This window comes from Ruegeria sp. AM2 (assembly GCF_056540685.1).
Window position 1 is genome coordinate 69471 of record NZ_JBQFXE010000007.1, and the last position, 12315, is coordinate 81785.

Sequence of the window (12315 nt, forward strand, 5' to 3'; positions counted from 1 at the left end):
GGGCGCTGACGTGGTTTTCTGGTCAACAGGGAGGAACCAATGGCCATTTCCAACTTCACCCGTCGCGCCGTCGTGGGGCTGATCGCCGCCGCCGGACTCGCGGCACCCGCCGCTGCCGAGGTCGATTTCTCGGGCAAGACCATCGAATGGGTCATTCCGTTCTCGGAAACGGGCGGGTCGGCCAAATGGGCCAACTTCTTTGCCCCGCTTCTGTCCGAGGAGCTGCCGGGTCAGCCAACCGTTGTGGTTAAATTTATGCCCGGTGCAGGATCGACCAAAGGCGCGAACTGGTTTCAGGAGCAGAGCCATGACGACGGCACGCTGCTGTTCGGCACCTCTGGCTCGACACAGTTCCCGTACCTGCTGAGCGACCCGCGCGTACGCTATGAATACAATGACTGGATCCCGGTCATGGCATCGGGCACCGGCGGTGTCGCCTATCTGAACGCAGAGGACGGAGCCAAATTCGATGGCACTGCCAATGCGCTGAAAGACACCAATTTCATCTACGGCTCGCAGGGCGCGACCCGGCTGGATCTGGTCCCGCTGCTGGCGTGGCAGATGTTGGGAATGAATGTGGAGCCGGTCTTTGGCATCAAAGGCCGTGGTGATGGTCGCCTAATGTTCGAACGTAGCGAAGCCAATATCGACTACCAGACCTCGTCCGGTTATCTGGGCGGCTCGGCTCCGTTGGTCGAAGCCGGTCAGGCGGTTCCGATGATGACATGGGGCGCGCTGGATGCGGACGGCAATATCGTGCGCGATCCGACCTTTCCGGACATTCCAACCTTCAAAGAGGTTTGCGAGGCCACCGATGGCTGCGAAACCAGTGGTGAGGCTTGGGATGCCTGGAAAGCCTTCTTCGTGGCGGGCTTCCCTGTTCAGAAATTGGCGTTCTTACCCGGGGACACACCACAGGAAGTGGTGGACGCATACACCGCAGCGTTCCAAGCAGTGACCGAGCGGGGTGATTTTGCTGATATCTCCTCGAAGCGCGTCGGCAAGTATCCGGTGTTCGTCGGCGACGGCTCAAAAGCCGCGCTTCAAACGGCGACTAATGTGGACGACAACGCCAAGCAATACGTCCTGAACTGGCTGAAAGAGGCCTACGGCGTCGAGCTGAACTAAGCCGACACGTCGTCGCGCGCCCAACGAAGGGCGCGCGTTTCTCTACATCCAAGACATTTTATGAAAGGCGGCCGCTATGGAGGTTTTCGCCACCGCTCTTCCTGCGCTAGGTGACGCGTGGGGTCTGATCCTGCAACCTATCGTTCTGGGGTATCTCATTCTCGGCGTCGTTATGGGGCTGGCCGTGGGCGTCTTTCCGGGGCTGGGAGGCATCGCCGGTCTGTCCCTGTTGCTGCCCTTCATGTTCGGCATGGATCCGATCCTTGGACTGGCGCTGATGATCGGTATGGTCGCGGTGGTGCCGACGTCGGACACTTTTGCGTCCGTCCTGATGGGCATCCCCGGCAGCTCGGCCTCGCAGGCGACCGTGCTGGACGGCTTCCCTATGGCGAAAAAGGGCGAGGCTACACGGGCGCTTTCGGCGGCCTTCTCCTCGTCCCTATTCGGAGGGCTCGTCGGCGCGACCTTCCTGACCATGTTCATACTTATCGCGCGCCCCATCGTATTGGCGTTCGGCCTGCCCGAAATGCTCATGATCACAATTCTTGGCCTTTCGATGGTCGCCATTTTGGCAGGGCGTATCCCTCTGAAAGGGGTTGCCGCCGCCGGGCTGGGCTTGATGGTCGGTACCATTGGTGAGGCCGACGCTGGCGGTTCGCTGCGCATGGCGACTTATGACATCCCCTATCTGACTGATGGCCTGAAATTGGTCATCGTCGGGCTGGGTATCTTCGCCGTGCCCGAGATCGTCTCACTGCTGCGGCAGGATCGGTCGATTGCCAAAGGGGCATCTCTGGGGGCCGGTTGGCTGGACGGTGTCAACGACTGGGCGGCCAATATCTGGCTTTCTGTCCGCTGTTCGATCATTGGCGTGATTGTTGGCGTCATACCTGGTCTTGGTGGTTCGGTCGTCGACTGGATCGCCTATGGCCATTCGGTGCAAACAACCAAGGACAAAAGCAATTTCGGCAAGGGCGAAGTGCGCGGAGTCATCGGCCCGGAAAGCTCGAACAACGCCAAAGAGGGTGGAGGGCTGGTGCCAACTCTGCTGTTTGGCATCCCTGGTTCAGGCTCGATGGCGATCTTCATCGGCGCGGTGGCTTTGCTGGGGTCAGGCGATATCGAGGTCGGTCCGAGCATGCTCAAGGACAACCTCGACATCACTTATTCTATCGTCTGGCTGCTGGCGTTGGCCAACGTCGTCGGGACGATCCTGTGCATCGCGGCATCGAGCGGGATCGCCAAGCTGACCACGATCCGCTTCACCTATCTGGCGCCGTTCCTGTTCATGCTGATCAGCTTTGCGGCCTTCCAGTCCGGTCAAAACTTCGAAGACCTGCTCGCCTTGTTCGTGATTGGCTTGATCGGCATCTTCCTGCGCCGTTACGACTGGTCGCGCCCAGCCTTCCTGATCGGTTTCGTTCTGTCGAACCCGGTTGAGAAGTTCACCAATCAGGCGTTCCAGATCGCCTCGTTTCGCTTCCGCAAAAGCTTTGGTGAGGGCATGGAGTACGTCTTCAGCCCGATTGTGATCGTCCTGATACTGGTCACCATAGTTTCGATTATTCTGGGCGTTAAACAGGCCAAGATGATCATGGCCGAAGGCGAGGTGAAATCCGGTAGTAAACGCGCGCCTGTAATCTTCTTGTTTGTGATCATGGCCTATCTGATCGTGGCATTGATCAATGCCAATATGATCCCCGACTACAACATGACAGATAAGATTATCCCGCTGGTGATCGGAAGCGTGTCATTATTCTGCTGTGTGATCCTGTTGATCCAGATGATGCGGCGACCCGAAGGGGATGCGATCTTTGCAGACAAGGAACTTGCCGGCGAAGACGCGAGCGCGCCGCATGGCCTTTGGTCGACGCTCGCGTGGTTCGCTGGTCTGATCGCGGCGACGTGGGTCGTGGGGTTCATCCTGGCCCTGACCGGATTCCTGATCGCCTTCTTCCGCATTCGCGCCGGTTCAGGCTGGCAGATGACTTTGATCCTGACCGCCTGCGGCATCGGCTTCATGTGCTTCATGGCAGGTGCTCTGAACCGGGATTTCCCGCCGGGTCTGTTGCAAGACATGGTGGATCTGCCGTGGCCGTTGAAGTGAGGGATCCAAAATGACGCAAACCGCAATCCCTTATATCCTAATGCGTGGCGGCACTTCGAAAGGTCCGTATTTCCGCCGCTCAGATTTGCCCCAGGATCTCGGCACCGTAGCCGAGGTGCTGATCGCTGCCCTCGGCTCCGGGCAGTCGTTGAACATTGATGGTATCGGCGGTGGCGCGGCGGTGACCACGAAGGTCGCGATGCTTTCGATCAGTGAGGATGACTGGGCCGATATCGACTATTTCTTTGCGCAAGTCTCGGTCGAGGAGAAATTGGTCGATTTCAAACCCACCTGCGGCAATATCTTGTCAGGCGTTGCCCCTGCCGCAATCGAGATGGGGCTGTTCAAACCGCAGGGGGATGAAACCGAGATCCGCATTCGGGCCGTCAACACTGGGGCTCGGGTCGTAGCCAAAGTAAATACGCCCGGGGGTGAGTTGACCTATGAGGGCGATGCGGAAATTGCCGGAGTTCCGGGCTATTCATCACCGGTTCAGCTGAGTTTCATGGGCATCGTCGGATCGGCCACTGGAGCTTTCCTGCCCACGGGGAACCTGCGCGATATTATTCAGGGCGTTGAACTGACCTGCATGGATGTTGCAATGCCGATGGCGATAGCCCGGGCAGTGGATTTCGGACTGACAGGATATGAGAGCGCCGAAGAGCTGGATGCCAACCGTGCATTCTTCGACCGGATGGAAGCCGTGCGGATCGAAGCCGGGGAATTGATGGGTATGGGGGACGTATCGAAATCGGTAACTCCCAAATTCGGTCTAATGGCACCCTCCAGAGATGGTGGAACCCTTTCGGTTCGGTATTTCATGCCGTGGAAAACCCACCCGACTATGGCCGTCACCGGCGCGCAATGCATGGCTTCCTGCGCGTTGACGCCCGGGACTGTCGCGGACGGTTTGCTGGATCGCTCCACTAAAAGCCCAGCCGAAGTTGTTCTGGAACACGCCTCGGGCAAAATAGACGTGCTGGTCGATTTCTCTAACGACGACGGTTTCACCGTGAACGCGGCGGGCTTAGTTCGAACTGCGCGCAAGTTGGCGGACGGGCATGTTTATGTGCCACAATCTGTTTGGGACGGGAGTTGATTAGGTGGCAGCTATAAAGTATACTATGGTATACAAAAGAGGAGGTCACGATGGACGACTACTCGGAATGCCTCGGTATCGCGCGTCAGGAACTAAAGCTGGCGCAAGCGGCCTTACGGCGAAACATGGCAGAATACCCAACGCCGATTGCTGGCTGCGATGAGCAGTTCAACCATCTGCTGGATCAAAGCGAACGGGTCCGCAATGCACTTGCCGCTCTCGACACATGTCATTTTGTGCCGACGCCAAGAAAACTGAACACCGAGCAGGGCATAGAAAGTCGATGAAGGTCCACATTCTTGATGACTGGTTTGGCACGCTGCGTGGCCTGCCTTGCTTTGAGAAACTCACCGCTCATGAGGTGACGGTATGGACGGATCATGTCGAAGACACTGACACTCTGGCCGAACGACTGCATGACGCAGAAGTGCTTGTCCTGTTCCGCGAACGTACCAAAGTCACCCGCGCCCTGCTGGAGAAATTACCAAACCTAAAACTGATCAGCCAGCGCAGCGTATATCCTCATGTCGATGTTGAGGCCTGTTCAACTCACGGAGTGTTGTTGTGTTCGAACATGCATGGTGGGACGCCGTCCTACGCCGCGGCCGAACTCACTTGGGCGTTAATCATGGCTGGGATGCGGGATTTGCCCGCACAAATGGCCTCGGTCAAAGCAGGGCACTGGCAGGCGGGCGTGGGCAAGACGCTGCGGGGGCGTCAGTTGGGACTCTATGGCTATGGCCGCATTGCTCGCGCTATTGCGGGCTATGCCGAGGCCTTTGGGATGAATGTGGTCTGGTGGTCATCCGTAGAAGGCCGGGCACGTGCGCAGGCGGATGGCGTGCAAGTCGCGCCCAGCCGTGATGCGTTCTTTGCCGACAGCGATGTCGTCTCGGTCCAAGTACGCCTGAAGCCGGACACGCGCGGGATCATCACCGCATCGGATTTCGCGCAGATGCAGCCGGGGGCGTTGTTTGTGAACACGTCGCGGGCCGGACTGATCGCTCCGCGCGCCTTGCTTGACGCTCTGAACGCGCGTCGCCCCGGTAAGGCGGCGATTGACGTGTTCGATTCCGAGCCACTGATTGATCCGACCGACCCGCTATTGTCGCATCCCAACCTGATCGCGACCCCACATATCGGCTTTGTCACTGAGGATGAGTTCGACCTGCAATTCGCGGATATTTTCGATCAGGTGAACGCCTATGTCGAAGGCGATCCGATCCACATGATCAACCCCGAGGTTTGGACCAACGCAGAATAAGATTTGCGGCGATGGGCGCACCAATGATCACTAACACGATCCTTGTCAGATGGTGGGTGATCACAAAGCCCAAATCCGCACCCGAGACGATGGCCAGCACCGTCATCTCTGCCTGCCCACCGGGCGCGAAGGCCAGAAACGCCTCGACAGGTTGACCCAGTCCCAAGGTGGTGACAACGGCGGTGAAAGCGGCTGCCAGGACGGCAAGGACAATGACATAGGCGAAGCCCGCTGCCACTACCCGGCGTAGTTCGATCCATGTGACACCTACGAATTTCACACCAATTCCGCAGCCAATGAAAAACTGCGCTGCAAGGATGGCCTCGCGAGGCGGTCGGGTATGAATGAAGTCGCCCAGTGACAAGGCCGCCGTAAGGATCATTGGCCCCAGGATTGACGCCCCGAACAGGCCGATCCGCTCCCCGCCTTTCCAGCCGATAATGGCAGCCAGAACCATCAGCGCCAATTCATGTATTGGCAGGTTGTACGCGGGCTCGCCTATCGGGTTGGTGAATTGGGCATCATAGAACACGGTGAGGAACAAGGGGGCCAGCGTCACGATGATCAGCACGCGCGTACCGTGGATCAAGGACAGGGTACGCGGATTGGCCCCGGCCTCAGTGCCAAAGATAATCATGTCTTGCAAACCGCCCGGCATGGCTGCGTAGAAAGCCGTTGTGGAGTCAAAGCCCCAGAATTTGCGAAAGAATGGCACACCTACCAGCGCGATCAGCAGGATGAAGAACGGGATCAGCGCAATTGACGCGGCCATTTTCGGCAATTCAGCAAACAGAGCCGGCGTAATCGATGCCCCTACCGCTACGCCCAGTATAGTGCGGGCGGCAACCGAGACCTGTCCAAAGCCTTCCATCGGTGCGTGCGCAAGAGCTGCAATCAAACATGCGCTCATTGGCCCGAACAGAAAGGGTAGCGGCAGGTTCAGCGCCCAAAATACCCCAGTGCCCAACACCGCCAGGCCGAGCGTGACGGCCCGTTTCGTCAGAAGAGAGGGGGTATCGGTTTGGCTGTGCAAGGTAAGCGTTCCAGCTTCGTTGACTTATAATGTATCCAAATGTATACATATGGACGCAAGATGACAAGAGAGCCTGCGATGACCCTTCAGGACGACCCGTTACAGCCTGGCCCACAAGGCAACTCTGCGTATCAGCGCCTGCTGGACGAGATTCGCGAAGGCACTCTTCTGCCCGGCGACCGGCTACGAGAGATTGAGCTCTCGGAACGTTTGGGCGTCAGCCGTACCCCGGTACGCGAGGCGATAAGGCAGTTGGAGGCCGACGGGCTGGTCACGCATGTGCCACGGCAAGGTGCCACCGTGCGCAGTCTGGATTACGCCGAGGTCATGGAACTCTATGAGATGCGCGCGGTGCTTGAAGGGACAGCGGCCCGTCTGGCAGCCCGCGCGGCGTCTGATGTCGAACTGGATGAGCTTGAAGTTCTGAACGACCGGCTGGCCGAGGCGGGTACTGGCCCCGATGCGGCCCAAATCAACAAGATCTTTCACGCAACACTTCTGGATGCGGCCAAGAACCGCTTTCTGGCAAAGTCCATGCTGTCCTTGCAAAAAGCGCTGTTGATCCTCGGACCGTCTCAATTGCTGGATAGCGACCGCGCCGAGGCCGCAGTGGCCGAGCATCGGCGCATCATGGCGGCTTTGAAGGCCCGCGATGGCGCAGCGGCCGAGACAGAGATGCGCGCGCATATTCAGGCTGCGCAGCGGATGCGCATCCGCGCGTTGCAGGACCGCGACCGCTCAAACGACGAAAATTAGTAGGTAGACAGGAGATGGCCACCCCAAAGGGAGCTTACGATATCGCTGTGATCGGTGGCGGCAATGCGGCTCTCTGCGCTGCGATGACTGCAGCCGAGGCAGGCGCCCGTGTTCTGATCCTTGAAACGGCGCCAAAACCTTATCGCGGCGGAAACTCGCGCCATACGCGCAACTTTCGCTGTATGCATTCGGGCCCGTTGGGACCGCTCGTCGAGGCGTATAGCGAAGACGAATACCTCTCGGATCTGCTGAAAGTCACCGGCGGCAAAACCGATGAACATCTGGCCCGCCTCGCGATCCGAACGTCGGAAGAATGCCTGCCGTGGATGCAAGAGCATGGGGTCCGGTTTCAGCCGTCGCTTTCCGGCACATTGTCATTGGCACGGACCAATGCGTTTTTCATGGGGGGCGGCAAATCTCTGGTGAATGCCTATTACCGCACAGCGGTGGGGCTGGGTGTAGATGTGCTGTATGAGGCCGCTGTGAGGCATCTGGAACTGAACAGCGACCAGATCGAGTGGGTCGATTACACCTATGAAGGCCAGTCTCATCGGATCACACCGAAGGCGGTCATCGTTGCCTCCGGCGGCTTTCAGGCCGACACAGATTGGCTCACCCGAGCCTGGGGTGAACCTGCCAAGAACTTCCTGATCCGGGGAACGCCGTACAACCGAGGCGTGGTCCTGTCTGATCTGCTGGACCAAGGAGTAGAAAGCGTCGGTGACCCGACCCAATGCCACGCCGTTGCCATCGACGGGCGCGCGCCGAAATTCGACGGCGGCATCGTCACCCGTCTGGACTGCGTTCCGTTTTCCATCGTCGTGAACAAACATGCCGAGCGGTTCTATGACGAGGGCGAAGACGTCTGGCCCAAACGCTACGCGATCTGGGGCCGTTTGGTGGCTGCGCAGCCGGATCAGGTGGGATATGCCATCATCGACGCCAAGTCGCTGAACCTGTTCATGCCGTCGGTGTTCCCTCCGCTAAAGGCGAACACGTTGGACGAATTGGCCGGGATGATGGACCTGCCTGCGGAGAGACTGAAAGCAACCGTCAGCGCATTCAACGCCGCCTGCGGCGACACCAACGGGTTTCATCCGACCGAACTGGATGGGGTGGCGACCTCGGGCCTGATCCCGCCCAAGACCAACTGGGCGCGCCCAATTACCGAACCGCCGTTCTACGGCTACTCGCTGCGGACCGGCGTAACCTTTACCTATCTTGGGTTGAAGGTTGACGAGACGGCCCAGTGCTCGACCCCCAGAGGCAAGATCAAAAACCTTTGGGCGGCTGGGGAAACGATGGCCGGATCGATCCTTGGGCAAGGCTATCTGGCGGGCTTCGGCATGACCATCGGAACTGTTTTTGGACGCATCGCAGGACGAGAGGCCGCCGCTTATGCAAACTGATCTTATTCAGGAAGCCCGCCGCCAGGCCGAGATCTGTAACGCCTGCCGCTATTGCGAGGGCTATTGCTCTGTCTTCCCGTCGCTGCACGCAGAGCGCGCGTTCTCGGATGGGGACATCACGCAATTGGCCAACCTGTGCCACAACTGTCGGGGCTGTTACTACGCCTGCCAGTACACCGCTCCGCACGCGTTTGACCTGAACCTGCCCAAGGCGCTGGCCGAAGTGCGGCGCGACAGTTGGCAAAGCTTGGCATGGCCGCAGCCGCTGGCGCGCCGGTTCCACACCCATGGCGGGGCCATCGCCCTGGCGTTGGTGGTCGGATTTGCCTTGTTGTTCTGGGCGACCCGCGCCATCGGCTCCAGCGGAGGCGAAGGGTTTTATGCCGTCCTATCGCATAACGCGATGGTCGCGATCTTTGCGCCTGCATTCCTGCTGCCTCTGTTCAGTATCGCCTTCAGCCTGAGGCACTATTGGGCAGAGGTTGGTGGCAAACCCATCCAAATGTCTGATTTGACGGCTGCGCTCAAACGTGCGGGCAAGATGCAGGATCTGGCCGCAGGCCATGGCGAGGGTTGTAACTTCGAGGACGAAGACCGGTTCAGTCAGGGCCGACGCCACATCCACCACGCTGTTATGTATGGCTTCCTGCTGTGCTTTGCGTCCACCTCGGTGGCGACCGTTATGCACTATGTCTTCGGAATGCACGCGCCTTACGGGTTCTGGTCGTTGCCGAAGCTGTTCGGCATTTCCGGGGGGCTTCTGCTGACGGTGGGGTGCGGTGCGATGGCCCTGCTCAAGCAAAAGTCAGACCGAGACCTCGGCGATCCGTCGGCCTGGGGTGGGGATATCGGCTTCATCCTGTTGCTCGGGTTTGTGGGGCTCAGCGGGCTGGTTCTCTATGCCCTCGGTTCAACGCCTCTGATTCCCGCACTGCTGGCCATCCACCTCGGATCGGTTCTGACCTTCTTCCTGCTGACGCCCTACACAAAAATGGCACACGGGTTTTACCGATTGGCGGCGCTGGTCCGAGACGCACAACGGAAAAGAGATGTGTCCATGGTCCGTTAACAGCCCGTCGCGTCTGAGTGAGCGAAAGAACATGCAAAAGGATCAAATATTATTTTGAAGATCTCTGCGTCGCAGCACTTCGAGTTGCGGACAACGTCCGGAATGGGCCGTCCATTGTAGGACCAACGGCAGCGACGCACGCTTCGCACGTATTTGGGCCGACCGCAGCAATTTGCACTCTGGGCTCGCCCGGCACCTTTGCTGCGCACTGCGCCAATGGCCGGTCTGGTGTGGACCGACATTAGCTGCACGCCGCACAAAGAGAAAAGACGCGGGACAAAGCCTCGGTTCGCTGCGGGCGCTCGAACGGCAGTTGCTGGCGGATCGCGAATGCTGCCCCTTGCAGGTCAAGCAGGACGATAATTTTTCGTTGCAATTGCAAGAAGGCTAGTTGGACTTTAAAGTTGGCAGACGTCAGCCTTGTATTTCACCCTATTCGCATTTGAGCCGCGGGTGTTATACCAGCTCAAGAATTTGTTTTTGCGATGCTTTCGGCATCTACGGATACGAGTTGATTGAACCAAGTTTCAATTTTACGTATTTCGACGGTAAAAATAGTATTTATTATCATATGCTTATCAAGGCAAAGCGTTATTACTAAAATTTTAGTTTGACAGCTGCACCAAATATCTCCGATGCTGTTTGCCATCCGGTCCGCACCGGATCACATAATCTTTGGGAGGAGACAGATGCGGAGACATCTACTTTCCGCCGTGGCGGCAGCGGCCGTCATTGCGGGGCACGGGCCTGCTTGGGCCGACGAAGCCGCAGCACAACGTTGGATCGACGACGAATTCCAGCCATCGACGCTGTCGAAAGACGAGCAGATGGGTGAGATGAAGTGGTTCATCGAAGCTGCACAACCCTACGCCGGCATGGAAATCAACGTCCTGTCCGAAGGTATCCCGACCCACTCCTATGAGTCCGAGGTTCTGACCAAGGCGTTCGAGGAAATCACCGGGATCAAGGTCAACCACCAGATCCTTGGTGAGGGCGAAGTGGTTCAGGCCGTACAAACTCAAATGCAGACGGGTCGGAACCTGTATGACGGCTATGTCAACGACAGTGACTTGATCGGCACGCACTCGCGCTTGCAACTGGCGTATCCGCTGACCGACATGATGGGTGGCGACTGGGCGGCAACAACCTCGCCCACTCTGGATCTGGATGACTTCATGGGCATTCAGTTCACCACTGGTCCGGACGGTAAGCTATACCAACTGCCCGATCAGCAGTTTGCGAACCTGTATTGGTTCCGCAAAGACTGGTTCGATGACGAGGCCAATAAGGCCGCGTTCAAAGAAAAGTATGGCTATGACCTGGGCGTTCCGGTCAACTGGTCGGCCTACGAAGACATCGCCGAGTTCTTCACCAACGATGTGAAGGAAGTCGATGGCGTCGCGATCTATGGCCACATGGACTATGGCAAGCGCGCACCGGACCTAGGCTGGCGTATGACCGACGCCTGGTTGTCGATGGCTGGTGCCGGCGATGTGGGTGAGCCGAACGGTGTTCCCGTTGACGAATGGGGCATCCGCATGGAAGCGGGCACCTGTAACCCCGTTGGCGCGTCTGTATCGCGCGGTGGTGCAGCAAACGGCCCGGCTGCGGTATATGCGATCCGCAAATGGGATGAATGGCTGCGGAATTATGCGCCTCCGGGTGCGGCGTCTTATGACTTCTACCAGTCGCTGCCAGCGCTTAGCCAAGGCAATGTGGCCCAGCAGATCTTCTGGTACACCGCCTTTACCGCTGACATGGTTAAGCCGAAGTCCGAAGGTAACAATACCGTGGATGACGAGGGTACACCGCTGTGGCGGATGGCGCCCAGCCCGCACGGCCCCTATTGGGAAGAAGGCCAGAAGGTCGGCTACCAAGACGTGGGTTCATGGACGTTCCTTAAATCGACCCCCGAGGATCGTGCCCAGGCGGCTTGGCTTTACGCTCAGTTCGTGACGTCCAAGACTGTTGACGTGAAGAAGTCCCATGTGGGTCTGACCTTCATCCGCGACAGCTCGGTCAACCACGAGTCGTTCACCGAGCGCGCACCCAAGCTGGGTGGTCTGGTCGAGTTCTACCGCTCGCCTGACCGTGTGGCATGGTCGCCGACCGGCATCAACGTGCCGGACTATCCGAAGCTGGCCCAAATCTGGTGGCAGCAGATCGGTGACGTGAACTCGGGCGCCTTCACCCCGCAAGAGGCGATGGACCGTTTGGCCGAAGAAATGGACATCACCATGTCCCGTATGCAGGCCGCCGACGAAGCAGCCAACGTCTATGGCGGTTGTGGCCCGCGCCTGAACGAGCCGCAGGATGCTGCCTTCTGGCTGGAAAAAGAAGGCTCGCCCAAGGCCAAGCTTGAGAACGAAAAGCCGCAAGGCCAGACCGTCAACTATGACGAACTGGTTCAGCGCTGGCAGTCTCAGTAAGCGTTTGAAACCGGGGGTGCC

General features: G+C 58.5%; 10 protein-coding genes. 9 read left to right on the top strand and 1 reads right to left on the bottom strand.

From position 1 onward, the window contains the following. Positions 1 to 39 precede the first annotated feature (39 nt). The 5 genes from ACR0CR_RS13840 to ACR0CR_RS13860 all read left to right on the top strand — a co-directional run bounded on the left by ACR0CR_RS13840 (position 40) and on the right by ACR0CR_RS13860 (position 5598). The gene (locus ACR0CR_RS13840) at positions 40 to 1128 is read left to right on the top strand and encodes a tricarboxylate transporter (protein ID WP_480599989.1); all 1089 of its coding nucleotides are present in this window, start codon (positions 40 to 42) and stop codon (positions 1126 to 1128) included. Between the two features lie 76 nt (positions 1129 to 1204). Then, positions 1205 to 3235, top strand: a complete 2031-nt coding sequence (locus ACR0CR_RS13845) for a tripartite tricarboxylate transporter permease (protein ID WP_480599991.1) — start codon at positions 1205 to 1207, stop codon at positions 3233 to 3235. A gap of 10 nt (positions 3236 to 3245) precedes the next feature. After that, positions 3246 to 4334, top strand: coding sequence for a 4-oxalomesaconate tautomerase (locus tag ACR0CR_RS13850; RefSeq protein WP_480599992.1), 1089 nt, complete (start codon positions 3246 to 3248; stop codon positions 4332 to 4334). Positions 4335 to 4384: 50 nt separating this feature from the next. Beyond that, positions 4385 to 4621: a hypothetical protein gene (locus ACR0CR_RS13855; RefSeq protein ID WP_480599994.1), complete on the top strand. Its 237-nt coding sequence runs from the start codon at positions 4385 to 4387 to the stop codon at positions 4619 to 4621. Further along, the gene (locus ACR0CR_RS13860) at positions 4618 to 5598 is read left to right on the top strand and encodes a D-2-hydroxyacid dehydrogenase family protein (RefSeq protein WP_480599996.1); all 981 of its coding nucleotides are present in this window, start codon (positions 4618 to 4620) and stop codon (positions 5596 to 5598) included. The genes ACR0CR_RS13855 and ACR0CR_RS13860 overlap by 4 nt, the downstream gene beginning before the upstream one ends. Here ACR0CR_RS13860 and ACR0CR_RS13865 read toward each other — a convergent pair. Beyond that, positions 5567 to 6631 carry an AbrB family transcriptional regulator gene (locus ACR0CR_RS13865; RefSeq protein ID WP_480599998.1) on the bottom strand — a complete coding sequence of 355 codons (1065 nt, stop codon included), beginning with the start codon at positions 6629 to 6631 and terminating at the stop codon, positions 5567 to 5569. The genes ACR0CR_RS13860 and ACR0CR_RS13865 overlap by 32 nt on opposite strands. 78 nt (positions 6632 to 6709) lie before the next feature. On the opposite strand from ACR0CR_RS13865, the gene ACR0CR_RS13870 reads away from it, so the two are divergent. The 4 genes from ACR0CR_RS13870 to ACR0CR_RS13885 all read left to right on the top strand — a co-directional run bounded on the left by ACR0CR_RS13870 (position 6710) and on the right by ACR0CR_RS13885 (position 12294). Continuing rightward, entirely contained in the window at positions 6710 to 7387 is a 678-nt protein-coding gene (locus ACR0CR_RS13870) for a GntR family transcriptional regulator (protein WP_480600159.1), read from the top strand. Between the two features lie 14 nt (positions 7388 to 7401). Further along, on the top strand, positions 7402 to 8796 hold the full coding sequence (gene tcuA / locus ACR0CR_RS13875) for an FAD-dependent tricarballylate dehydrogenase TcuA (protein ID WP_480600000.1): 1395 nt from the start codon (positions 7402 to 7404) through the stop codon (positions 8794 to 8796). Then, positions 8786 to 9865 carry a tricarballylate utilization 4Fe-4S protein TcuB gene (gene tcuB / locus ACR0CR_RS13880; protein ID WP_480600002.1) on the top strand — a complete coding sequence of 360 codons (1080 nt, stop codon included), beginning with the start codon at positions 8786 to 8788 and terminating at the stop codon, positions 9863 to 9865. The genes tcuA and tcuB overlap by 11 nt, the downstream gene beginning before the upstream one ends. A gap of 689 nt (positions 9866 to 10554) precedes the next feature. After that, positions 10555 to 12294, top strand: coding sequence for an ABC transporter substrate-binding protein (locus ACR0CR_RS13885; protein WP_480600004.1), 1740 nt, complete (start codon positions 10555 to 10557; stop codon positions 12292 to 12294). The last annotated feature ends 21 nt before the right edge of the window (positions 12295 to 12315 follow it).